23 protein-coding genes are annotated in these 23,133 nt (G+C 66.6%); 9 read left to right on the forward strand and 14 right to left on the reverse strand.

Annotated features, from left to right (window positions below; translation table 11 throughout):
- The 4 genes from P2PM1_RS25265 to P2PM1_RS19465 form a co-directional block, all read left to right on the forward strand.
- Positions 1-279: hypothetical protein (locus tag P2PM1_RS25265; RefSeq protein WP_208985347.1), on the forward strand; the 279-nt coding region annotated here is incomplete at its 5' end.
- Between the two features lie 90 nt (positions 280-369).
- Positions 370-849 (forward strand): molybdopterin-dependent oxidoreductase, encoded by a 480-nt coding sequence (locus P2PM1_RS19455; RefSeq protein WP_186387137.1) that lies wholly within the window; start codon positions 370-372, stop codon positions 847-849.
- Positions 850-853: 4 nt separating this feature from the next.
- The gene (locus P2PM1_RS19460) at positions 854-2,884 is read left to right on the forward strand and encodes a bifunctional diguanylate cyclase/phosphodiesterase (protein WP_186400191.1); all 2,031 of its coding nucleotides are present in this window, start codon (positions 854-856) and stop codon (positions 2,882-2,884) included.
- Positions 2,885-3,016: 132 nt separating this feature from the next.
- On the forward strand, positions 3,017-3,844 hold the full coding sequence (locus tag P2PM1_RS19465) for a 3-keto-5-aminohexanoate cleavage protein (protein WP_186394556.1): 828 nt from the start codon (positions 3,017-3,019) through the stop codon (positions 3,842-3,844).
- Between the two features lie 84 nt (positions 3,845-3,928).
- Here P2PM1_RS19465 and P2PM1_RS19470 read toward each other — a convergent pair whose 3' ends face one another.
- Genes P2PM1_RS19470 through P2PM1_RS19490 form a run of 5 tightly spaced genes read right to left on the reverse strand, consistent with a single transcriptional unit; the run spans position 3,929 to position 7,877 of the window.
- On the reverse strand, positions 3,929-5,203 hold the full coding sequence (locus tag P2PM1_RS19470; protein WP_186400192.1) for an ABC transporter substrate-binding protein: 1,275 nt from the start codon (positions 5,201-5,203) through the stop codon (positions 3,929-3,931).
- Entirely contained in the window at positions 5,200-5,664 is a 465-nt protein-coding gene (locus P2PM1_RS19475) for a DUF4440 domain-containing protein (protein WP_186387141.1), read from the reverse strand. The genes P2PM1_RS19470 and P2PM1_RS19475 overlap by 4 nt, the downstream gene beginning before the upstream one ends.
- On the reverse strand, positions 5,661-6,713 hold the full coding sequence (locus P2PM1_RS19480; RefSeq protein WP_186400217.1) for an aldo/keto reductase: 1,053 nt from the start codon (positions 6,711-6,713) through the stop codon (positions 5,661-5,663). The genes P2PM1_RS19475 and P2PM1_RS19480 overlap by 4 nt, the downstream gene beginning before the upstream one ends.
- A gap of 13 nt (positions 6,714-6,726) precedes the next feature.
- Positions 6,727-7,107, reverse strand: a complete 381-nt coding sequence (locus P2PM1_RS19485; protein WP_186400193.1) for a TIGR04076 family protein — start codon at positions 7,105-7,107, stop codon at positions 6,727-6,729.
- Positions 7,104-7,877: a GntR family transcriptional regulator gene (locus P2PM1_RS19490; RefSeq protein WP_244301574.1), complete on the reverse strand. Its 774-nt coding sequence runs from the start codon at positions 7,875-7,877 to the stop codon at positions 7,104-7,106. The genes P2PM1_RS19485 and P2PM1_RS19490 overlap by 4 nt, the downstream gene beginning before the upstream one ends.
- A 404-nt stretch (positions 7,878-8,281) precedes the next feature.
- Here P2PM1_RS19490 and P2PM1_RS19495 point away from each other — a divergent pair, with 404 nt between their 5' ends.
- Genes P2PM1_RS19495 through P2PM1_RS19515 form a run of 5 tightly spaced genes read left to right on the forward strand, consistent with a single transcriptional unit; the run spans position 8,282 to position 13,137 of the window.
- Positions 8,282-8,995, forward strand: coding sequence for an ABC transporter ATP-binding protein (locus P2PM1_RS19495; RefSeq protein ID WP_186387143.1), 714 nt, complete (start codon positions 8,282-8,284; stop codon positions 8,993-8,995).
- Positions 8,992-9,765, forward strand: coding sequence for an ABC transporter ATP-binding protein (locus P2PM1_RS19500; RefSeq protein WP_186400194.1), 774 nt, complete (start codon positions 8,992-8,994; stop codon positions 9,763-9,765). The genes P2PM1_RS19495 and P2PM1_RS19500 overlap by 4 nt, the downstream gene beginning before the upstream one ends.
- Positions 9,762-10,673 carry a branched-chain amino acid ABC transporter permease gene (locus P2PM1_RS19505; RefSeq protein ID WP_186400195.1) on the forward strand — a complete coding sequence of 304 codons (912 nt, stop codon included), beginning with the start codon at positions 9,762-9,764 and terminating at the stop codon, positions 10,671-10,673. Before P2PM1_RS19500 ends, P2PM1_RS19505 begins: the two co-directional genes overlap by 4 nt.
- Positions 10,670-11,671, forward strand: coding sequence for a branched-chain amino acid ABC transporter permease (locus P2PM1_RS19510; protein WP_186394551.1), 1,002 nt, complete (start codon positions 10,670-10,672; stop codon positions 11,669-11,671). Before P2PM1_RS19505 ends, P2PM1_RS19510 begins: the two co-directional genes overlap by 4 nt.
- A complete protein-coding gene (locus tag P2PM1_RS19515; protein ID WP_186400196.1) occupies positions 11,668-13,137 on the forward strand; it encodes an aldo/keto reductase in 1,470 nt (489 codons plus the stop codon). Before P2PM1_RS19510 ends, P2PM1_RS19515 begins: the two co-directional genes overlap by 4 nt.
- Before the next feature lie 18 nt (positions 13,138-13,155).
- Here P2PM1_RS19515 and P2PM1_RS19520 read toward each other — a convergent pair whose 3' ends face one another.
- From P2PM1_RS19520 to P2PM1_RS19560, 9 genes are all read right to left on the reverse strand, one after another.
- The gene (locus P2PM1_RS19520) at positions 13,156-14,073 is read right to left on the reverse strand and encodes a glycosyltransferase domain-containing protein (RefSeq protein ID WP_186387148.1); all 918 of its coding nucleotides are present in this window, start codon (positions 14,071-14,073) and stop codon (positions 13,156-13,158) included.
- A 64-nt stretch (positions 14,074-14,137) separates the two neighbouring features.
- Positions 14,138-14,890, reverse strand: a complete 753-nt coding sequence (locus P2PM1_RS19525) for a DUF1028 domain-containing protein (protein WP_186400197.1) — start codon at positions 14,888-14,890, stop codon at positions 14,138-14,140.
- A 15-nt stretch (positions 14,891-14,905) separates the two neighbouring features.
- Entirely contained in the window at positions 14,906-16,693 is a 1,788-nt protein-coding gene (locus P2PM1_RS19530) for a gamma-glutamyltransferase family protein (RefSeq protein ID WP_186400198.1), read from the reverse strand.
- A gap of 49 nt (positions 16,694-16,742) precedes the next feature.
- Positions 16,743-17,612: an ABC transporter permease gene (locus tag P2PM1_RS19535; protein WP_186400218.1), complete on the reverse strand. Its 870-nt coding sequence runs from the start codon at positions 17,610-17,612 to the stop codon at positions 16,743-16,745.
- An 11-nt stretch (positions 17,613-17,623) separates the two neighbouring features.
- On the reverse strand, positions 17,624-18,571 hold the full coding sequence (locus tag P2PM1_RS19540; RefSeq protein WP_186400199.1) for an ABC transporter permease: 948 nt from the start codon (positions 18,569-18,571) through the stop codon (positions 17,624-17,626).
- Between the two features lie 59 nt (positions 18,572-18,630).
- Entirely contained in the window at positions 18,631-20,142 is a 1,512-nt protein-coding gene (locus P2PM1_RS19545; protein WP_186400200.1) for an ABC transporter substrate-binding protein, read from the reverse strand.
- 33 nt (positions 20,143-20,175) lie between these two features.
- Positions 20,176-21,273, reverse strand: coding sequence for an ABC transporter ATP-binding protein (locus tag P2PM1_RS19550; protein WP_186400201.1), 1,098 nt, complete (start codon positions 21,271-21,273; stop codon positions 20,176-20,178).
- The gene (locus P2PM1_RS19555; protein WP_186400202.1) at positions 21,270-22,295 is read right to left on the reverse strand and encodes an ABC transporter ATP-binding protein; all 1,026 of its coding nucleotides are present in this window, start codon (positions 22,293-22,295) and stop codon (positions 21,270-21,272) included. Before P2PM1_RS19555 ends, P2PM1_RS19550 begins: the two co-directional genes overlap by 4 nt.
- Entirely contained in the window at positions 22,285-22,998 is a 714-nt protein-coding gene (locus P2PM1_RS19560; RefSeq protein ID WP_186394543.1) for a FadR/GntR family transcriptional regulator, read from the reverse strand. The genes P2PM1_RS19555 and P2PM1_RS19560 overlap by 11 nt, the downstream gene beginning before the upstream one ends.
- Positions 22,999-23,133 lie beyond the last annotated feature (135 nt).

Genomic DNA, 23,133 nt, shown 5'->3' on the forward strand with positions numbered 1-23,133 from the left:
AAACCTCATCACCGTCATGGCCAAGCGCGCCGTCGCAAAACTCAAAACCTGAAACCCCGAAACCCTCAAACAGACCCACATCCCAAACAAAACACCCCGCCGGAAAAAAACCGGCGGGGTGCTCGTGCTTGCGGGAGGCGCGCTCTTCCGCAGAAGCCTCCTGAAGCGGGTGCCTTCATGGTGAAATTTCTGCCGCTTCGACGTGTAATGGTTAATGAATGGTTAATATGCAGTGTTTCTTGTAAAGTAATTAATCCAAATTTTGCCTCTATCCTGTAATATATGATCCGATGAACCGTAGCCTGAATTCGTGTAAACGCGCATTCTAGCGGCCATGGATCGAAGAACAGGCAAGATGCGGAGAGAGTCATGTCATTTTTGCGGTTGTTATTGTCAATTGCTGCAGGCGTCTGGCTGCTTGCAGCGGCCCATGCCGCCAGTCCTGTCGTGTTGACGGTGGAAGGCAGCATCGAGGGGAATGGTCCGCGTGACTTCACGATTGCCGAGTTGGAGGCCATTGGCGTAACGGCTGTAACCACATCGACCCCCTGGCATGACAAGGTCGTTACATTCGAGGGCGTCCTGCTGTCCGACCTGCTGCAGCGAGTCGGATCCAAGGGGACAATGATCGAAGGGGTTGCCCTCAACAATTTCTACGCCGAGATTCCGGTCTCCGATCTTGCCGCCTATGGGGTGCTTCTCGCTTTCAAGGCCGATGGAGCGTATCTCGGCGTTCGCGACAAGGGGCCGCTTTTCGTCATCTACCCCTTCGACCGCTTTCCGGAGTTGCGCAACGAACTCTTCTACTCCCGATCGATCTGGCAGTTGCGTCGCATCAAGCTGAAGTGAGCCGATGAGCCCGTCGCAACTCCTCAAGCGTGCGACTGCCATTGGCGAGCGGTTTCGCCATCTGGCGATAACGGTTCTGGTGGTGCTGGTCGTCGCGGTGCTGCTGCACGCCGAAGCGGTGCTGACGACCGGAGGGGCGGTGGACAGGTCGATGCGCTACGACATCGCCATGTCGGGCATGAACGGGCGCGTCGATGCGATCACCGCCCGGCAACGGCTCTCCCGCTATGCGGCGACCGGGGATCTGGCGGACGCCGAGGAAGCGTGGCTGTTCTACAATATTCTGGCCAGCCGTATCGAGACATGGTCGTCGGGGTCCTTTGGCGCATTCGTCTCCCGTTCGCCGCAGCGCAGGGAGATGATGGAAGACCTGAGGCGTGATGTCGCCGCGATCGAAAGCGATTATCTCGCTCTGCCCGATCAAGCCGCCCTGCGGCGCATCGACCAGGTGCTGGAGAAAGTCGTTGGCATCGTTGACCGGATCGGCGGTGAGGCCCTGACGGAAAATCTGGTCGAGGCCGCCGAGATCCGGGGCACCCTGGTGGAGCGGCAGCGGCTTCAGAATATCCTGGTGGAAGTGCTGGTGGGCATCGGCGCCTTGCTGCTGCTGTTCATGTCCCTTCAGGCCCGCTCCCTGCGTCGGGCCCGGGCGGTGGCCGAAGAGGCGGCGCGGGAATTCGAATTCGCCGCCCGGCACGATCCGCTCACGGGCCTGCCCAACCGCATTGCCTTTCATGATGCGCTGGAACAGGCGCTCTCCTCCGCCGAGGGTCGGGGAGAGGGGCGCCTTGCCGTGCTCGCTCTCGATCTCGACGGGTTCAAGGCGGTCAATGACATTCTCGGCCATGCTTCGGGCGACGACCTGCTTCGTTCGGTGGCGGACAGACTGCGCCGCATCGTTGCCGACTGGCATCCGCGCGATGTGGTTTCGCGTCTCGGCGGAGACGAGTTCACGGTGCTCACGCGTGTTTCGGGCGGTGAGCAGGAGGCGGCGATCCGAGCCAAGCAACTCATCGACGGGTTGCATGAAGCCCACGCGCTCGGGGGCGGCAATGTCGTCGTCAACGCCACCATCGGCGTTGCCCTGTCGCAGGACGGCGAAGGTGGTGCTGCCATGCTGCAGAACGCAGATCTCGCGCTGAGCCACGCCAAGGCGACCGGCAAAGGCCGTGTGCAACTCTATGACGTGTCGATGCGTGCCGACGCGACGCGCCATCGCCAGATCGAGGAGGGCATCACCCAGGCGCTGGAAGATGGCGATATCGCGACCCACTACCAGCCCCAGGTCGACATGCTGACGGGGCGCATCGTCGGGTTGGAGGCGCTGGCCCGCTGGCGGCATCCGGTTCTTGGATGGATACCGCCGAGCGAGTTCATTCCTATTGCGGAGGCTTCCGGTCGGATCGTCGAGATCGGCGAGCGGATCCTTGAGCAGGCCTGTCGCGACACGCTCTCCCTGTCTGACGATCTGCCGGTAGCGGTGAACCTGTCGGTCGCCCAACTCGCGCGTGAGGACCTGGCCGAAACCGTCGCCGACGTGCTGCTGCGTTTCGGCATGCCGGCATCGCGGCTCAAGCTGGAAGTGACCGAAAGCGTCGTGATGAAGGACACGCGCCGGGCGATTTCGACGCTGAAGAAGCTGAAGGCGCTCGGGGTCTCGATCTCGCTCGACGATTTCGGCACCGGCTATTCGGCCCTGTCCTATCTGCGCAGCTTCCAGTGGGACGAACTGAAGATCGATCGGAGCTTCGTCCGCTCGCTGGAAAGCGACCGGCACAGCCTGTCGATCGTGACCTCTATTCTCGAACTGGCCGCGCGGCTCGACATCGGGGTGACCGTCGAGGGCGTCGAGACCCAGCAACAGGTGGCCCTGCTGACCGGTGCGGGCTGCCGTGTTGCGCAGGGCTTCCTGTTCGGCGCTCCGGTTCCGGTCTCCGACCTGCCGGCCCTGCTCGCTCGAAGCGCAGTGAGGTCGGGAGCCGCCGATCCGACCGTTTCGAGCGACGCGCTTGCGGCCGCTCGGGGGTTGGCCTGACTTTGCCGTTTGCCGTTTTTCGGGGAAGCTGCTAGCCAGATTTTCGGCCTTCGTGAGACGCCGGCCCGGGAGGGTGTGTCAGGCTGCGGCTTGCCGCGGGCCGATCATGTTCCACAGGAGGTCTGTGCTCCCATGTCCGACCCTTGCATCATCTGCGTGGCAATCACCGGTTCCGTGCCGCAGAAATCCGACAACCCGGCAGTGCCGATCAGCATCGCCGAGCAGGTCGAAAGCACGCAGGAGGCGTTTGAGGCGGGAGCCACGATCGCTCACTGTCACGTGCGCGAGGAGGACGGCACGCCGACCTCCGATCCGGAGCGTTTCGCCCGGCTGGTCGAGGGGCTGAAAAAGCACTGCCCCGGCATGATCATCCAGTTGTCGACCGGCGGCCGTTCGGGGGCTGGCAAGGCGCGCGGCGGCATGCTGCCGCTTTCCCCCGACATGGCGTCGCTGTCGGTCGGTTCCAACAATTTCCCGACGCGCGTCTACGAGAACCCGCCGGACCTCGTGGATTGGCTGGCGGCCGAAATGCTCGCCTGCAACGTCAAGCCGGAGATCGAGGCCTTCGACCTGTCGCATGTCTTCCAGGCGGCTGCGATGGTCAAGGACGGCCGCCTGAAGGCGCCGCTGCACGTCCAGTTCGTGATGGGTGTGAAGAATGCCATGCCGGCCGACCGCAGGGTCTTCGAGTTCTATGTCGAGACCTTGAGGCGGTTGATGCCGGACGCGACATGGACGGGAGCGGGCATCGGCCGCAACCAGATCGAACTCAACCGCTGGAGCCTTGAACTTGGCGGCCACTGCCGCACCGGCCTTGAGGACAATGTACGCCTCGACAAGGAGCGGCTGGCGCCGTCCAACGCCGCCCTGGTGCAGCGCGTCGTCGACTTGTGCCCGGACTATGGCCGCCACCCGGCGAGCGTTGCCGAAGCGCGGGCGATCCTCGGGCTTGCTGCCTGAAACAGGGTCGGAGCGATAAACGGCGTGGGGCCCGCACCGGCATGGCGCGGGCCCTTCGACGTCATGAGGTGCGACCGGACGGGCCTACTTGCCGACCAACTCGTCCTTGAGGGCCATCACGTCTTCGGCCGACATCTGGCCGACGGTCGTGACCTCGCCGGACGAGATCCGCCAAAGGCGGAAGGGGCCCGTGATGTCGCCGTATTCGTCGAAGCCGACCGGCCCGATGACGCCTTCGTACTTGATCGGCTTGCCGGCCTTGATCAGTTCGAGCGCCTTGGCGAACTCGTCCTTGCCCGCGAAGATCGGCTCGCCATCGGCGGCGACCACCTGCGGGATCGCGGCCTTGATCTCGGCGGCTTCGGCGGTGCCTGCCTTGGCGATCGCGAGGCCGACGATGGCGCCGGCATCGTAGGAGCGGTCGGCGGCGGGAGCGCTCGGTTCGATGCCGCCGGAGACGTCCTTGTAGGCGCCGTAGAAATACTCCGTCGACTTGGTCGGCGTGGTGCCCGAGGAGGTGCCGAAGGCGTTTTCCAGGAACTTCGCACCGACACTTTCGATGAAGTCGGTGGAGTTCATGCCGTCGTTCAGCAGGAAGGTCTGCGGTCCGCCCTGCGAGATCCAGGCACGGGCGATGGTGGCCCCGTCGACCGGGTAGCTGACGAGATAGAGCGCGTCCGGCTCGCCCGCCATCGCGGCCGACGCTTCCGCCGAGTAGCTCGCCTGTTTCTCGTTATAGGGCGTGACGGAGGTGATGGTGCCGCCGAGCTTTTCGAAGGCGGAGGAGAACTCCCGCACCATGTTGACGCCGAAGTCGTTGTTCACATGAATGATCGCGAGCTTCTTCAGCCCCTGGTCGATGGCGTATTTCGCTGCCGCGGTGCCCTGGAGAGCATCGGAGGTGATCGTGCGGAAGAAGTAGCCGCCGCTCTTGCCGTCGCGGGCGAGCTGGGTCAGCGTCGGCGAGGAGGAGGCGGGCGAGACCTGGACGACGCCGGCGGGTGCGGTGACCGAGGTCAGGATCGGAATCGATACCGAGGAGATGATGCCGCCGATGATGACCGGCACCTTCTTGATGTTGACGAGTTGCGTCGCCTGATCCACGGCGACATTGCCCTGGCTCTGGCTGTCGCGGGTGTCGGTGACCAGCTTGCAGCCGTCGAGAACGCCGCCGGCCTCGTTGAGGTCGCGGAAGGCCATCTCGACCGACTTGGCGCCGGCCTGGCCGTACTGGCCGGCGGGGCCGGTGAGTTCGAGGACGAGGCCGATGGTGACCTCGCAGGCCTGTGCCGCCGGACCTGCCGCCAGCGCGGCGAGGACGCCGCCGGCAAGCGCGGAAGTCCATTTCAACTTGCTCATTGCTGTTCCCCTTCTCGTTGTTCTGCCGCCGGTTGTCCGTCCGTGCGGTCCTTGATCCAGGTTTCCTGGACGAAGCGCCACGCCACCCCCAGGGGAGCGCCGGCATTCCTGGAGAACAGCGCGCCGGCCCGGCGGAAGGTGGTCCTTCCGCCGAGCTCCTGCCGTTCCACATAGATCACGAGGGCATCGTCGCCGGTCTCGCGCAGCACCGCGATATCCTCGATGGCGATTGCGAAACCCTCAGCAAACCGCCCCCTTGCCGCGGACAGCATCGATGCCAGGCCTTCGCGGTCCTGCAGGGCGCCGTCCGGGCCGATGCGATGAAAGTCCGGTTCGAAGGCAGCAAGCGCGGCGGCAAAGGCGCTGTCTTCGAGCCGGCCGGCGAACCAGTCGACGAAGAACGCGTGCCGGGCGATGATCTCGCGCGCGGCGGCAGCGCCGATGTTGCCCGCTCCCATCATGCGGCCTTCTCGTCGTTGAGGTTGTATTTCATGATGCGGCCGTGGCGGCCGTGGCGGTCGCGCTCCAGCGTGTAGACATCGCCGTCCAGCTCGCGGGCGGAGGCGAGCACCGCGGCGATCCTTGCTCGGTCGTCGGCATCCAGGGCGATATCGCAAAGGCCGAGATTCGAGGGAAGGTGTGCCCGGTTGCGCGCACCGACGATGACCGCACCGACCTGATCGCGGTCGAGCACGCAGCGGCTGGCAACGCTGGCGATGTCGGTGCCGTGCTTGTCGGCGATCTGCTTGAGGGCGGCAAGCAGCGCCTGGAACAGATCCCAGCCGCCGAAGTCCTCGATGATCAGCTTGTATTTGACCAGCGAGCGGTTCTCGAGCTCCGCCGCCGGCTCCGCCCGGCCAAGCCAGTTCTCGCTCAGGAAGCCGCCGGCGACGGTGCCGTAGCACAGAAAGGACATGCTGTTGTCGCGGGCGATGCCGGCAAGCCGCTTGGCAGGGCGCGTGTCGAGCAGGGAATACTGCACCTGCGCCGAGACCAGAGGTACGCCCGCGGCCAGCATGGCGGCGACATGGTCGCTGTCGAAATTGGTGACGCCGATATTGCGGATCTTGCCGGTCTGGCGAAGCTCCTTGAGCCACAGGGCGACGTCCAGCCAGCCGGGGGCGTTGTAGTCCCACCAGTGGAACTGGACGAGGTCCAGCCGCTCGCAGCGCAGCCGCGTCAGCGAACGATCGATCAGTTCCTCGACATGCGCGCGGTCGATGCCGATCAGTCGATCGAGGTCCGGCACCAGCTTGGTGTGAATGCAGATGCGGGATAGGGCTTCCTCTCCGCGCATATCGCGGTAGCGCGTGCGGAAGGCGCCGATCAGCTCTTCCACGCCGGTGTAGATGTCGGCGCAGTCGAAGGTGGTGATGCCGGCATCGGCGAAGGCGATCATGTCGTCGATCGCCGTGTTACGGTCGACGGCGCCGTGGCCGCCGGCGAGCTGCCAGCCGCCACGGATGACACGGGAGATGACGTGATCGTCCTTCAGGACATGGCGTTCCATCGAGGTCACGGGGTCACCCGCCGGTTGCGCTGCCGCCAGCGTCGTTTGGAAGGGGGACGGCGGTCGTCGCCGCGTGGGAGAAACGGCGCCGGCCGAGCCGCGTGATGCGCAGCCGGCTGGCGCAGTTGGGGTCGGGGCAGGCGACATCCGCGTCGCTGGTCATCCAGTCGTTGGGATGGCTCGGGCGCTGCTTGGCTGCCAGCAGCGGCAGCACGGCGGCGATGGAATAGATCGAGAAGCCCTGGCCCGGTGGCAGGTAGAGCATCTCGCCGCGCAGCTCGAAATGGTCGCCCGGCTTTGCGCCGCAATAGACCTTGCCGCCGCCCTCCGGCATCACTGCTTCGACCCGCAGATCATAGAGCTCGAAGCTGTCGTCGTCCGCTTCGTTGCTCATTGGGCTTCCTCGCCGGTTTCGGTCAGGTGCTTGCGCAGGATGTCGAAGGCACGGCCGATATCGGCCCTGAGCGCGGCCTGCGCCCCCGGCGTATCGCGGCGCGTGACCGCCTCGATGATCTCGCGGTGGAAATGGGTGGCGGAGCGGTCGACGGCGGCATCGAACAGGCGGGCGGAGGCGCGCAGATACGGGCCAGACTGCAGCCACAGGCTTTCGATGATCGGGATCATCACCTGCGAGCCGGCCGCCCGATACAGAGTGAAGTGGAAGGCGTGATTGAGGTCCGCCGCCTCACCCGAGATCTCGCGTCCCCTGGTCGCCAGAACGGCGTCGCAGGCGTCGGTCAGGCGCACGAGGTCCTCGACCAGGGCGTCGGTGACATTGGGCATGGCGAGGGCGATCACCTCGCTTTCAATGAGCGCCCGGGCGCGGGCCAGATCCTCCAGCCTGTCGCGGGAGATCAGGGGAACGCGAACGGAGCGGTTGGGCATCGCCTCCAGCGCCTGTTCCGAGATCAGTCGGGCCAGCGCCTCGCGCACGGGCATGGTGCTGGTGCCGAGGCGGTTGGAAACGTCGACGATCCGCAGGACCTCGCCGGGATCGAACAGGCCCTGGATCAGGGATCGGCGCAACTCGTCATAGACGCTGTCCTGCACCGTGCGGCGGCCGACCGGATTGAGCGGGGCGAGCGCGTCGTCGCTCTCGCCGGCATCGGTTCCCGGCATGGCGCCCGCCACGCGCAGCAGTCCGCTCGCCGTCCTTGCAGCCACGGCCTCCTCCCTGGTTTTCCGTCTTCGGGGCAGATCTTGCGCTGTGCGAGAGCCGCCATGCCGACGGAATCGCCCGGCAAGGCGGTCGTCGCGGCACCGTCGGCGCCTGCCAAAACCTGTCTGGACCATCTTTACAATCAAACGCGATCTGTGATCAAGATATGTTTGATCAAACATCACGGATCGCGAGGCGGTCCTTTGGCGACTGTCGGATGCTCACGGGGTGAACGACAGACAGAGGCGAAAAGACCCCGCCGCCGGGCGCCGGGATAAGGAGCGGATCCTTGCAGTCAGTCGGCAGCAACGGGGAGGGGACGGCGCGTGCGGCGAACAGTGGACCGTTCCCGGTCCTGTCGGCGACAGGCGTTTCCCGGCGCTTCGGCGGCAACCGAGCGGTGGACGGCATGTCTCTGGACCTGCATGCGGGCGAGATCGTCGGGCTGATCGGGCCGAACGGTGCCGGCAAGACCACGTTCTTCAGCCTGATCGCCGGAAGCCTCAAGCCGGATGCCGGCGAGATCCGTCTCAAGGGCGAGCGGATCGAGCGTCAGCCGGCGGCGCGACGCCTGTCGATGGGCCTGGGGCGCACCTTCCAGATCCCGCGCCCCTTCGCCGGCATGAGCATCCTCGACAATGTCATGGCGGCGGCGCAGAACCAGACCGGCGAGAGCATCCTGCGCAACTTCCTGCAGCCCGGCAGGGTGCGGGCTGAGGAGCGTGCGGCACGCGAGCGGGCGAAGGCGCTGATCGACTTCGTGACCCTCGGCCATCTCGTCGACCAGCCGGCGCGCGTCCTGTCCGGCGGCCAGCGCAAGCTGCTGGAGCTTGCCCGTGTGATGATGGCCGAACCGGCGGTGATCCTGCTCGACGAGCCGGCCGCCGGCGTCAATCCGGCGCTGCTCGATGTCATTATCGACCGGATTGTCGAGATCAACCGAATGGGTGTCAGCATCCTCCTGATCGAGCACAACATGGACATGATCGCCCGCCTGTGCGGGCGGATCGTCGTGATGGCCTCGGGGCGGGAACTGGCGGCCGGAACACCGGCGCAGATCATGGCCAATCGCGAGGTGACGGAAGCCTATCTCGGCGAGGTTCTGCCGGAGGGCTCGACATGACGGCCATGCCAGCCTCGCCCGCGTCTCCACTTGCGACCCGTGGCCTCGTTGCCGGCTACGAGCCGGATCTGCCCATCGTCAAGGGGGTCGACTTCACTCTGGCGCCTGGCGAGTTCGTCACGGTGCTTGGGCCGAACGGCGCGGGCAAGTCGACCTTCGTCAAGGCGATTGCCGGGCTGGTGCCACTGCATGGCGGCACCTTGCATCTCTCCGGCGAGGAGATCACGGACGAGCCGCGCCATGCGCTGGTGCGCAAGGGATTGGCCTTCGTGCCGCAGACGGAGAACATCTTCGCCACGCTCACGATCCGCGAAAATCTGCAGGTCGCCGCCGCGGTCCTGCCCAAGGCGGAGCGCCAGCCGCGGATCGATGCCATGCTTGCGGCCTATCCGGATCTTGCAAGCCGGCCGGGTGCCATCGCCGGCGGTCTGTCGGGCGGTCAGCGCCAGATGCTGGCCACCGCCCGCGCGTTGCTGGTCGAGCCGAAGGTACTGATCCTCGATGAGCCCTCGGCGGGGCTCTCGCCGAAGGCGGTGTCGGAAACGTTCCAGCGGCTCACCGAGATCAATCGCAGCGGCGTGCCGATCCTCCTGGTGGAGCAGAATGTGCGGGCGGCCCTGGCGATTGCCTCGCGTGCCGTGATCCTGGTCGACGGCCTGCTGCGCCACGATGCTCCGGCGGCGGACCTTGCTGCCGATCCGGATATCGGCCGCCTGTTCCTTGGCGCCCATGCGGACGGCGCCGCCACCGCCGGGGAGGGTGCGCGATGAGCGGCCAGATCCTGCTTGAGGGCCTGCTTGCCGGGGCGATGATCGGCCTTGGAGCGGTTGGCCTGACGCTGACCTACTCGATCCTGCGCTTTGCCAATTTCGCCCATGGAGAGCTGGTCAGTTGGGGCGCCTATCTCTCGCTGATCCTGTCGCTTGCCATCGGTGCGGTATCGGGCGCTAGCCTTGCCCCGCTCGATCCGTTCAGCGTGTCGGCGGCGCTGATTCTCGCCGTCCTGCTGGCGATGGCGTGCACCGCGCTGCTGGCGCTTCTCGTCGATCGCCTGCTGTTTGCGAGACTGCGCCGGCGCGGGGCGACGGCGATCATCGTGGTGATGGCCAGCTTCGGTGCGTCGATGGCGCTGCGCAGCCTGCTGGAATTCCTCTACACCTCGAAGCCTGCCTATTATTCCCGCGAGTTGCAGATCGCGATGCCGCTGCCCGGCGGCATCCGCGCCACGCCCGACCAGCTCTTGCTGATCGGCCTCGCCTTCGTGGCGGTGATCGCCGTTCACCTGCTGCTCACCCGCACGGATCTCGGCCGCGCCATGCGTGCGGTCAGCGAGAACCCGGCGCTGGCTGGCGTCGTCGGCATCGATACGGCGAAGATCGTGCGGGCGGTGTGGATCATCGGCGGTGCGCTCGCCTGCACCGCCGGCACAATGTCGGGTCTGCTGGTGCAGATTCGCCCCTATATGGGCTTCGACCTGCTGCTGCCGCTGTTCGCCGCCGTCATCCTCGGTGGCATCGGCTCGGTGCCGGGTGCCATGCTCGGCGGGCTGATCGTCGGTCTGTGCGAGGCGCTGGCCGTTCAGACAATAGGCGCCGAATGGCGGGCGGCGGTTGCCTTCGCCGTGATCACGGTCGTTCTGGTGCTGCGCCCCACCGGTTTGTTCGGGAGGGCGACATGAGCCTGGAACTCCTTGCCTATTGCGCCTTCTTCCTCGCGGTTGCACTGACCTATGCGGTGATCGTGCTGGGTCTCAATGTGCAGTGGGGCCAGACGGGCCTGTTCAATGTCGGCGTCGCCGGCTTCGTCGCCGTCGGGGCCTATGCCTCGGCGCTGCTGACCTCGCCGCCGGTGGAGGGGCGGCTCGGCGGGTTCGAGCTGCCGATCGTGATCGGCTGGCTCGGCGCCTTCGTCGCCTCCGGGGTGCTGTCGGCGCTGATCGGCTGGATGACCATCCGTCTGCGCGCCGACTACCTTGCCATCTCGACCTTCGGCATCGCCGTGACCATCCAGCTTGCCGTGCTCAATCTCGAAGGCGTCACGGGCGGACCGTTCGGCATCAGCCTGATCCCGCGCCCCTTTGGCGAGTTGGCCGGCCGGTCGCTCGCCTTTTCGCTTGCCAATCTGGCGCTGCTCGTCGCCGTAGTGTTCGGCCTCTACCTGATGCTCCAGCATCTGGCGAGAAGTCCCTGGGGGCGGGTGCTGAGGGCAATTCGAGAGGATGAGGTGGCGGCCGAGGCGCTCGGCAAGAGCCCGCGCCGCTTCCGGATCGAGGCGTTCGCACTCGGCGGGGCGATCATGGGTCTCGGCGGCGCCGCGCAGGCGCATTTCATCGGCTTCATCGCGCCGGAAAACTACCTGCCGATGCTGACCTTCCAGGTCTGGGCGATGCTCATTGTCGGTGGCTCCGGCAACAATCGCGGCGCCATCCTCGGGGCGCTGCTGGTCTGGGCGCTCTGGGCAGCTTCTTCGGCGGTGGTCGAAGCCTTGGCTCCCGCCGGCGAGCAGGCCCGTGCTGCCTCGCTGCAGACCGTCATCATCGGTGTCGCCTTGTGCGCCATCCTTCTGTTCCGCCCGCAAGGGCTGCTTCCCGAACCGGGCAGTGCGCGCCGCCGCCTGCCCTTCCTTCACAGATGGCGCGGCACACCCGCCGCCACGACAGGATCCGAGCGCACATGACCAGCCGCCCCGAAACCACCAAACTCGGCCCCGACCTGGAGATCAGCCGCATTCTGACCGGCCTCTGGCAGATCGCCGACATCGAGAAGGACGGCACGCCTGTCGATCTGGAAGCGGCCGCCGGCCATCTTGCCGAATACGCGGCCGCCGGCTTCACCACGTTCGATATGGCGGACCACTACGGCAATGCGGAACTCGTTGCCGGCCGATTGCTGGCGCGCCATGGCAAAGGGGAGGGGCGTCCGCTCGCCTTCACCAAGTGGTGTCCCGAGCCGGGGCCGATGAGCGAGGACGCCGTGCGGGCTGGCGTTCAGGAGCGGCTCGACCGGCTCGGCGTTGCGTGTGTCGACCTGCTGCAGTTCCACTGGTGGACCTTCGAGCATCCCGGCTGGCTCGATGCCCTCAAGCATCTTGCGAGGTTGCGCGAGGAAGGGCTCATCCGCGAGATCGGCGTCACCAATTTCGACGCCGCGCACCTTCGCGTCGCGATCGCCGAGAACCTTCCAATCGTGTCCAACCAGGTGTCCTTTTCGGTGGTCGACCGGCGCGCCGCCGGAGCCCTGACCGCCCTGTGCCAGGAGCGGGGTGTACGGCTTCTCGCCTATGGCACGCTGTGCGGCGGGTTCCTCTCCGAGCGCTGGCTCGGCAAGCCGGAGCCGACCGAAATCGCCGATTGGAGCCGCATGAAGTACAAGCGCTTCATCGACACGGCCGGCGGCTGGCAGGCTTTCCAGGGACTGCTTTCGGCGCTTGACCGCATCGCCCGCAAGCACGGCGTTTCCCTCTCCAACGTCGCGACGCGCTGGGTGCTGGAAACGCCCTCCGTTGCCGGCGTGATCATCGGCGCGCGGGTGGGCGAGAGCGAACACCGGGCCGACAATCTCCGTCTCTTCGGCTTTGCGCTCGACGACGAGGATCGCGCCCTGCTGGAAGACGCCTTCGGCGCGATGAAGCCGATCCCCGGCGATTGCGGCGACGAGTATCGCCGCCCGCCGTTCCTCACCGCTTCGGGCGACCTCAGCCACCATCTTGACCAGATCCCCAGCGTCTATACGCCGGAACCAGTGCCGGGCCGTCCCAACCGCTGGCGGCTGTCGTCGGGCAGCATCTGGGAGCCGCTGGCCGGCTTCAGTCGTGCGATGCGCATCGGCGACCGCGTTCTGGTTTCGGGCACCACCGCCACTCACGGCGCCGACCATTGCGTCGCTCCGGGCGATGCCGAGGCCCAGACCACCTATATCCTCGACAAGATCGCTGCCGCGCTCACCGCCTTTGGTGGTTCGATGGAGAATGTGGTGCGCACGCGGGTCTATCTGCAGGATGTCGGTGCCTGGGAAGGGCCCTCTAGGGCGCATGGCCGGGTCTTCGGAGAGATTCGCCCTGCCAATACCATGCTCGCCGTCGGCAGCCTGATCGGTGGCTACGAGGTGGAAATCGAGGTCGAGGCGGCGCTGGACCCGCAGTAAAGGCGCGGATGCCGGTGCTCAGCCGATGGCGCGCCAGGCGAGATAGCCGAGGCCGGTAAGGGCTGCTGCCGGCAGCAGGCGGAAGGTGATGAGGCCGACGACATCCTCCAGCGGATAGGCCGGCCGGTCGAGCCAGAAGGTCGGCCGGCTCTCGATCACGTTGAGGATGTATTTGCGCCGGTCGCGCGGGCGAACGGGCAGGCGAGGCAGATCGAAGGGGAGCATGTCGAGCACATGCTTCGTGCACAGCCGATTCTCGGCCGGGAAGTGGAAGAAGAACGGCTTGCCGCCCGTGCGCGTGTTGGTCAGGTGCGTTCCATCGAAGCGGTACAGCTTGCGCTCCAGCCCGGACTGGCAGGCGGAACTGGCGAAGATCTCCTGATCGTAGTCGAGGGCGGCGCGACCGGGGTTTTCCATGAACCACTTGTTGATCAGCGACTGGTCGCAGTCGACGGCGCTGGCATAGTCGAGTTCGCCGAGCATGGCGGCGAGCGCGCCGGCCGTTCCGATATACCCGCCTGAATTCAGGTAGCGATACATGCCGCTCCTGCCGCCGGCCGGCGGGTAGGCGCGGGAGGCGCTAAGCCGTCCGGGCAGCTTCCAGGTGAAGCCCGGCTCGGTCGAGATGACGATGGGATTTGCGAAAGCGCGGTAGCGCGAAATAAGCTCCGCCGGATCGCGGATCAGCACCACGTCGAAGGCGTCGGTATAGACGACGAGCTCGTCGGCGGGCAGGCGCGCCAGATGCGCGCCCAGCATCTGCATTGCGGCAAGATGGCCGGGATAGGGCTTGCCGGTCCACACGACGTCCGGCGCGATGCCGAACCGGGCGAGCGAGGCCCGGTAGCGGGCGAGCCCCGGCCCCTCATGCGAGGCGAGCGTGACGAAACGCGGAAAGGGCTCGCCGGTCACCCCCTGCTGTTCCCGCTCGTCCATCGCATCCTCCGCCCATCGCTGTCTGTCAGCGCTTACTCCGGCCTGCCCTGCCCGGCAACGGCTTTCAGAACAGCGGCGTGGCGAAGGAAGCGGAAGGTCGGCCTTCCCGGATCCGCTCGGCCTCCAGTTCGGCGATCTTCAGATCGACGGAGCTGCGATCGAGCATGCCCGAGACATTGTCGGAGGTCGGCAGGCTCTCGGCCACGTGCAGGTAGCGCTCGCCTGCCACCGCCAGCAGGCGGCGCAACTCAGGCAGCGGATCGGGATGGTCATCGGCGCGGATGTCGAGCCAGGGATAGGCCTCGCCGCGCACGATCTTCAGAGCCGCAGACTGCTTGCCGCGCCTGTCGCCGCCCGCGGCCTCGCCCGCCTCCATCGCGGTGAGCAGCCGATCGGCGAAGGCCTTTTGCGGATGGGCGAGATAGGCCGTCAGCGTCGCATCGAGAACCTGCGGCCCGGCCAGCATGTTGCCAGCCACCGAGACGCCCTCGGCGATCAGGTGGCCGGCCCAGTCGATGCACCGCTCTCCGGTGAAGGCGGCGCTGCGCCCCTTTGCGTCCATCACATGGAGCTGGCGGGAATGGGAACCGGCATCGCGGCCGGTCATCGCCGTCACAATCTCTTCGGCCGAGGCGCCGGCCTGCAGCATCTTCAGCCCGTCGGTGCCGTAGAGCGGCGAGATGAAGGCCTGGGTGGCGATGGCGCCGATGCCGCCGGCCATATAGGGCACGATGGCCCCGACCGCGAAGAAGCGGCTGGCGACGGCAATGCCGAACTGGCCGGAGGCCGGGTCGCGGGCCACGATCGAGTAGGTCATTCAGGCAGTCTCCCGTCAGCGTCCGGCCGCATAGGCCTGCATCAGCCGCGGCGTCGCGGCGGCACGCAGCAACCCGCTCGGGTCGCGGCGGGCGGCCGTCAGCCGGCCGATGGACCAGGCGGGCGCCACGTCGAGAGCATGCCCGCGCGCGCGCAAGGCGTCGAGCACCGGCCGGCCGAAGCTCTCCTCTACCATGATATGGCCCGGCTGGCGCTGGCGCGGGTAGAAGGACGCCGGAAAGTGGGTGGTGTGGAACAGCGGCTGGTCGATCGCCTCCTGCAGGTTGAGGTCGTGATGAGCGAGGCGCAGGAACAGCGACAACTGCCACTGGTCCTGCTGATCGCCGCCGGGCGTGCCGAAGGCAAGCGTTGGAACGCCGTTCTTCAGGGCAAGGCTGGGGGTCAGCGTGGTACGCGGCCGCTTGCCCGGCGCCAGCGACGTCGGAAGCCCTTCCTCCAGCAGGAACATCTGGGCGCGCGAGTTGAGACAGAAGCCGAGTGCCGGAATGACCGGCGAGGATTGCAGCCAGCCGCCGGACGGGGTGGCGGACACCATGTTGCCCCAGCGGTCGATGACGTCGATGTGCACCGTGTCGCCGCGTTTTTCCGACAGATGCGCCATGGTCGGCTCGTAGACGCCGGTGGCCGAGGTGCCGAGTCCCTCGATCACCTGCATGGCTTTTTGCACCTGCGCTTCGTAGCCCGGCACGATGCCGGGGCGCAGGTCGAAGGAGGCGGTTTCGCCGATCAGCGCCCGCCGGCCGGCATTGTAGGTGTCCGACAACAGATGCGCCATCGGCACGTCGGTGAAGGCTGGGTCTCCGTAATAGACCTCGCGGTCGGCATAGGCGAGCTTCATCGCTTCGGCGACCAGATGCACGAAGTCGGCGCCGACCGGGTCGACCTCGCCGATGGCTGTCCCCTTGAGCAGCGCCAGCGCCTGGAGCAGCACTGGTCCCTGGCCCCATGGGCCGGTCTTGGCAACGGTCCACTCGTGATAGTCGTAGGTGAGCGGCGCTTCCGTCGTCGCGCGCCAGTTGGCGAGATCGTCGGCGGTCAATACACCCCTGTGCCGCGTGCCGCTGGCGTCCATCGCCTCGGTCTTTTCGACGAAGGCGGCGATCTCCTCGGCGATGAAGCCGCGATAGAAGCAATTGCGCGCCGCCTCGATCTGCGCCTCGCGGCCGCTTTTCGTCTCCGCTTCCCTCAGCAGCCGCTCCCAGGTGTCTGCAAGGGCCGGATTGCAGAACAGTTCGTCCGTCGCCGGCACCCTGCCGCCCGGACACCAGGTGGCGTGTGAGGTGGGCCATTCCTTCTCGAAGAAGCCGGCAAGGCCGGCGATGGTGGCGGAGACGCGTGCCAGCATCGGATGACCGCTGCGCGCATGGTGGATCGCCGGCTCCAGAATGTCGCGCAGCGGCAGCCGCCCATGGTCGCGCAGCATCAGCATCCAGCCGTCGAAAGCGCCGGGAATGACGGTGGCCAGCAGCCCGTCGCCGGGGATCAGCGACAGGCCTTCGCGGCGATAGTGGTCGATGGTCGCGCCCGCCGGGGCCGGACCTTGCGCGCAGATCACCTCCATCTTGCCGCTTGCGGCATCATGCAGGATCACCGGCAGGTCGCCGCCGGGGCCGTTGAGATGCGGTTCGACGACCTGCAGCACGAAGCCGGTTGCGGCCGCCGCGTCGAAGGCATTGCCGCCCTTTTCCAGAATGCTCATGCCGACGGCGGTGGCGATCCAATGGGTCGAGGTGACGACGCCGAACGTGCCCCGGATTTCCGGTCTGGTGGTGAAGGTGGACATCCGATCTCCCTTGGGGGTTTTCCGTTTTGGTGCCGGGCCGAAGCTCGGGTCAGCTCTCGCGCGGGTCGAGCGCGTCGCGCAAGCCGTCGCCGAGCAGGTTGAAGCCGAGGACGACGAGGAAGATGGCGGCGCCCGGCCACCACGCCATCCAGGGCGCCTGGGTCATGAAATTCTTGGCGACGTTCAGCATCGACCCCCAACTCGGGTCTGGGGGCTGCTGGCCGAGACCGAGGAAGGACAGGCTCGCCTCGGCGATGATGGCGGTCGCGACAGTCAGCGTCGCCTGCACCAGCACCGGCGCGAAGACGTTCGGCAGGATGTAGCGCCACATGATCGCAATGTCGGAAAGGCCGATGGCCCTCGCGCCCTCCACATAGTCCTCCGTCTTGACCGACAGCACCTGACCGCGGGTCAGGCGGATGAAGATGGGTGTTGCCGACAGGCCGATGGCGATCATCGCATTGGTCAGGCTGGGCCCGAGAAAGGCGGCAAGCGCGATGGCAAGGATCAGGAACGGCGTCGCCAGCAGCGCGTCGGTGATGCGCGAGATGATCTGGTCGGTCCAACCGCCGAAATAGCCGGAGAGGAGGCCGAAGGGTACGCCGACAGCGACCGCGAGCAGTACCGAGACGACGCCTGCGAGGAGCGAGGCGCGGGCGCCCCAGATCATGCGCGACAGGAGATCGCGGCCGATTTCGTCGCTGCCGAGCCAATAGAGCTCGGACGGCGGCTTGCGGATCGCCGACCAACTCGTGGCAGCCGGGTCGGCGATCGGCAGGATCGGCGCCAGCACGGCGATGGCGACGAAGAAGGCGACCAGTACGAAGCCGAACAGGGCACTCCTGTTGCGCTTCAGCTTCTTCCAGGCGCGGCTGCCGCCGCGTGCGGGCAGGTCGCCGTCATCGGCTCCGGTGAGCAGAGCGGGCGCGGTCACAGCGTTGCCCTCATGCGCGGGTTGAGCAGGAAGTAGAGCACGTCGGCGATGAGGTTCATCAGGATGAAGCCGGCGGCGGTGCACAGGACGACGCCCTGCACGACCGCGTAATCGCGGGTAAAGACCGCGTCGACGATCAGCTTGCCGAAGCCGGGAATGGTGAAGATCTGTTCCGTCAGCACCGCGCCGGCCAGCAACTCGCCGAACAGCAGCGCGCCGAGGGTGACGATGGGCAGCAGCGCGTTGCGGAAGGCGTGTTTGAGGATGACGATGCGCTCGCCCAGCCCCTTGGCGCGGGCGGTGCGCACATAGTCGGCCTTGAGAACGCCGAGCATGGCCGAGCGCGTGTGGCGCATCAAGGTCGCGGCAAGCGCGGTTCCAAGGACGAAGGCCGGCATGATCATGGTCTGGAACGAGCGCACCGGATCCTGGAACGGCGAGGTGTAGCCGGAGGCGGGCAGCCAGCCGAGTTCCACCGACACCAGCAGGATCAGCATGATTCCAAGCCAGAAATTCGGGATCGACAGGCCCGACAGGGCGACGAAATTGGCGATGTAGTCGATGGGGCCGCCTTTCTTCACTGCCGACAGGATGCCGGCGGGAATGCCGATCGCCATTGCGATGATCATCGCCATCACCGCGAGCTGGATGGTGACCGGCAGCTTGTCGAGGATGAGTTGCAGCACCGGCTGGTTGGTGCGCAGGGAGACGCCGAGGTCGCCCTGCACGAGGCCGCCGAGCCAGTAGGCATATTGGTAGAGGATCGGATCGTTCAGCCGGTATTTGTCGCGAATGAAGGCAAGCACCTCCGGATTGCGGTCCTCTCCGGCAAGGACCAGGGCCGGGTCGCCCGGAAGGAGCTTTTGCAGCGTGAACACGAAGACCGACACCAGCAACAGGGTCGGGATCGCGATCAGCAGGCGTCTGGCGATGAAGGTCAGCATGAACGGGCCATATCCGTAAGGCTGCGGGACCCGGCAGTCCGGGCCCCGCAGGGGTTACATCAGGATTTGAACTTGACGTCCTGCAGGCGGATCATGCCGTCCGGAAAGGGGACAAAGCCTTCGACCTTGCCGTCCAGCGCCCAGATCCAGGTCTGGTGATAGAGGTAGATGATCGGCAGATCCTGCGAGAGGATCTTGAGGGCCGCGTCATAGCTCTCCTTGCGAACCGCGATGTCGTTGCTGGTGCGCGCCTTGTCGAGCAGCGCATCGACCTCCGGATTGCAATACTTGCTGTCGTTGATGCCGCCATTGCAAGTGAGGAACTGGTGGATGTTGCCGTCCGGGTCGGTGCGGCCCGACCAACCCACCTGGCTTGCCTGATAGTTGCCGGCGGTCTGGTCGGCGAGCAGACTGGCGAATTCCATCGACTTCAGCCTGACGATGAAGCCGGCCTCGGTGGCCATCGACTGCACCACCTGCATCAACTGGGTCTGGACGGGGTTGTTGGCGACCTGCACTTCCAGCTCGAAGGTCTCGTGGCCGGCCTCCTTCATCAACTCCTTGGCCTTGGCGATGTCTCGCCCCGGAACCGGCACCTCCTTGTCGTACCAGGGGCTCGTCGGCGGGAAGGGCTGGTTGCCGGGCGCGAAGACGCCCTCGAATACGACCTGGTTGATCGCGTCGCGGTCGAGCGTCAGTTCGAAGGCCTGGCGCAACCTCGGATCATTGCCGAAGGGGTTGTCGCCGCGCTCGCCATTGCCGATGTTGATGGTGATGCCCTGATAGCCGAGGCTGACCGCGTCGGCATAGACGAGACGGGAATCGGCCTTCACCGAGGCGGCGTCGGTGGCCGCCAGCCGTTCCAGCATGTCGAGATCGCCCGAACGCAGGTTGGCGAGGCGCACGGTCGTGTCGGGGATCGGCAGGAAGGTGACGCTGTCGAAGTGGATCGCGTCGGCGTTCCAGTAGTCGGTAAAGCGCGTCAGCACGATGCGGTCCTGCTGAATGCGCTCCTTGAAGACGAAGGGGCCGGAGCACACCGGGTTGGCACCGAAATCGGCGCCGGCGGCAGACGCTGCGGTGGGCGAGATCATCATGCCGGCCCGGTCGGAGAGCTGGGCGAGCAGCGTCGCGTCGGGCTCGTTGACGGTGATCGCCACTTGCATCGGGCCGGTCACCTCGACGCTTTCGATGGACTGGACCTCGCTCTTGCGGCGGCTTTCCGGCAGGGTTTTCGACCGCTCGATATTGGCTTTCACGGCCTGCGCGTCGAAGGGCGTGCCGTCATGGAAGACGACCCCTTCGCGCAGGTCCATGGTCAGCACCTTGCCGTCTTCCGACCATGACCAGGCGGTCGCCAGCATCGGCACGATCTCGAGCTCCGGCGTGATGTCGACCAGCTTGTCGCAAAGCGAGGCATAGACGATACGGCCGACAAAGGTGCGGGACTGATCCGGATCGAGAACGTCCGGATCCTCCTGGAGACCGATCCGCAGGTCGGCGGCGGCGGCCGGCAGCGCGACAAGGGCGCTGGCACTCAGCAGCAAGGCTGCAAGAAGACTCTGTCGCATTCTCAAGGATCCTCTGGTCAGGTTCTTTTGTTTTCAGGTTGCGGGACGGGAGTTCTGCTGGCGTTCGCTTCTGTCCCGGTAAAGCGAAAGGCGATGACGGGCGGCATGCGAGGCCTCCGGTTCGATGAGTGCAGCCTGACCCTCGGCCGCCATCCGCTGCCAGTGGTGGCAGGCGACGTGGCGGCCGGGCTCGACTTCCTGCAGCGGCGGGTGGACGGTCGAGCAGCGGCCATCGGCAAGCGGGCAGCGGGTGTGGAAGCGGCAGCCGGGCGGCGGAGCGAGCGGCGAGGGCACGTCGCCGGCAAGCTGCACCGCCGCCTTGCGCGCCCGTGGGCTGGGGATCGGGATCGCCTGCATCAAGGCGCGGGTATAGGGATGGCGCGGTGCGGCGTAAACGGCGTCCGTCTCGCCCTGCTCGACGATCTCGCCGAGATACATCACGGCCACCCGGTCGCTCATGTGGCGGATCACGGCAAGGTCATGGGCGATCAGCACCAGGGTCAGGTCATATTCCTGCTTCAGATCCTCCAGCAGGTTGATCACCTGGGCCTGGATCGACACGTCGAGCGCGGAGACCGGCTCATCCCCGATCAGCACCTTGGGGCCGGAGGCGAGCGCCCTTGCAATGCCGATGCGCTGGCGCTGGCCGCCGGAAAACTCATGCGGGTAGCGGTCGGCGAATTCCGCCCTCAACCCGACCCGGGTCAGCAGGCGGGAGACTTCGGCGCGGCGCCACGCGGCATCTCCTAGGCCGTGGACGCGCATCGGCTCGTCGATGATGGCGCCGACGCTCATGCGCGGGTTGAGCGAGGAGAAGGGGTCCTGGAAGATGAATTGCAGGTCCTTGCGCAGGCGCCGCATCTCGCCTTTCGGCAGGGCGGCGATGTCGCGTCCGCCATAGAACACCTCGCCCTCGCTCGGCTCGATCAGCCGCAGCAGCAGCCGGGCAAGGGTGGACTTGCCGCAGCCGCTCTCGCCGACCACCGCCAGCGTCTCGCCGCGACGGACCTTCAGCGACACGCCATCGACGGCCCGCACGCTCTGGCGCTCGCCGAAGAGCTTCCATCCGACGGGGAACCGCTTGGCGAGGCCCCGCGCCTCGAGGATCACATCCTGTCTGTCGCCGCTCATGCCGCGTCTCCGAAGTGGCGCTCCAGCGGCGCATAGCGGCAGGCGACGGCATGGCCGGCGGAGATCTCCGCGAGCGGCGGCGCTTCCGTCCGGCAGGCGGCGTCGGAAAACGGGCAGCGCGGGGCGAAGCGGCATCCCGCCGGCATGCGCTCGACCGTCGGCACCATGCCGGGAATGGCGGCGAGCCGGCCGCTGCGCTCGCCGAGCGAGGGAACGGAACTGATCAGGCCGAGCGTGTAGGGATGCTGGGGGTCGTCGAAGATCGTGGCCACCGGCCCGGTCTCGACGATGCGTCCGGCATACATCACCGCGACCTTGTCGGCGATTTCGGCGACCACACCGAGGTCGTGGGTGATGAGGATGAGCGCCGTGCCGGTTTCCTGCTGCAATTCGCGCATCAGGTCGAGGATCTGCGCCTGGATGGTCACGTCGAGCGCGGTGGTCGGCTCGTCGGCGATCAGCAGGCGCGGATCGTTGGCAAGCGCCATGGCGATCATCACCCGCTGGCGCATGCCGCCGGACATCTGGTGCGGGTAGTCGTCGAGCCGGCGTTTGGCAGCCGGCACCTTGACCCGCTCCAGCATCTCCAGCGCGCGGGCCCGTGCCTCGGTCCGCCCGACGGGGCGGTGGCGGCGGACGATCTCCGCGATCTGCTCGCCGACCGTGTAGACCGGGTTCAGCGAGGTCATCGGCTCCTGGAAGATCATCGCCATGCGGTCGCCGCGCAGCCTTCCCATCTCCCGGCGCGAGAGGGTGAAGAGGTCGCGCCCCTCGAACAGGGCGCGGCCGCGCACGAGCTCGGCCGGGGGCATCGGCAAGAGGCCCATCAGCGCCAGCGAGGTCACCGACTTGCCGCAGCCGCTTTCGCCGACGATGCAAAGCGTCTCGCCGGCAGCGACATCGAAGCTGACGCCGTCGACGACGTTGGACGAGCTGTCGCCGAAGCGAAGGGCCAGATCGTCGACGACCAGCAGCGGCGTCCGGGATGCGACCGTGGGTGCAGCGCCGGTCTCACTCGACATCTGCGTGCCCCTCGACGGTCTGCAGCATCAGGCGTTCCTGCAGGCTGAGCAGGTGCTTGCGCATGGTTCGCTCGGCGGCGACCGGGTCGCGGCGCTCCAGCGCGTCCACCAGTTCCTCATGCTGGGAATGGTAGAGACGTTGCGAGCTCGGCGTGCGCAGCGCCTCGCGTACATGGCGCCAGTTCTCGTCCTGGCGGACCCGGTCGACCACATCGAACAGGGCGAGGAACAGGGTGTTGCCGGCGGCCATGGCAACGGCACGGTGCAGTGAGCTGTCCCACAGCTCGCGGCTGTCCATGTCGGTTGCCCTGGCGACCTTGTCGGAGATCTCGCGCATGCGGGCAATGTCGGCGGGAGTGGCGCGGAGTGCGGCGAGGCGGGCCAGGGCCGGCTCGATGCGCAGCCGCACCTCCATCACCTCGAACATGTTGCTCATTTCGGGCAGATAGCGGATGCGGCTCTCGGTGCCGCTGCGGGCGGCGGAGATGAATGTGCCGGCCCCCTGGCGGCGCCAGATCCGCCCCTCCGCTTCCAGCACGTCGAGCGCGCGACGCACGGCGCGGCGGCCGACGCCGATCTGTTCGGCCAGTTCACGCTCCGTCGGCAATTGGTCGCGTGCTTCCCGCTCCAACTGGTCGACGATGATGCGCAGCCGTTCCAGCGCCAGGCTGGAATTGCGCTGTGTCTGAGTTTCGTCTGTCACGGAAGTCGCGTTCGCCTCGTACCTTTTTGTTTATTGGTTCCATTATTGGCGCGAAATCTCGGGCCTGGCAAGCCGGTGCCGCTGGGTCTGTTCGCACTGCTCTCAGAGTGAGCGGTGCTGCCTTCATCCAGATCA

It is taken from the genome of Stappia sp. P2PMeth1, assembly GCF_900185735.1.
Lineage (GTDB): Bacteria > Pseudomonadota > Alphaproteobacteria > Rhizobiales > Stappiaceae > Stappia.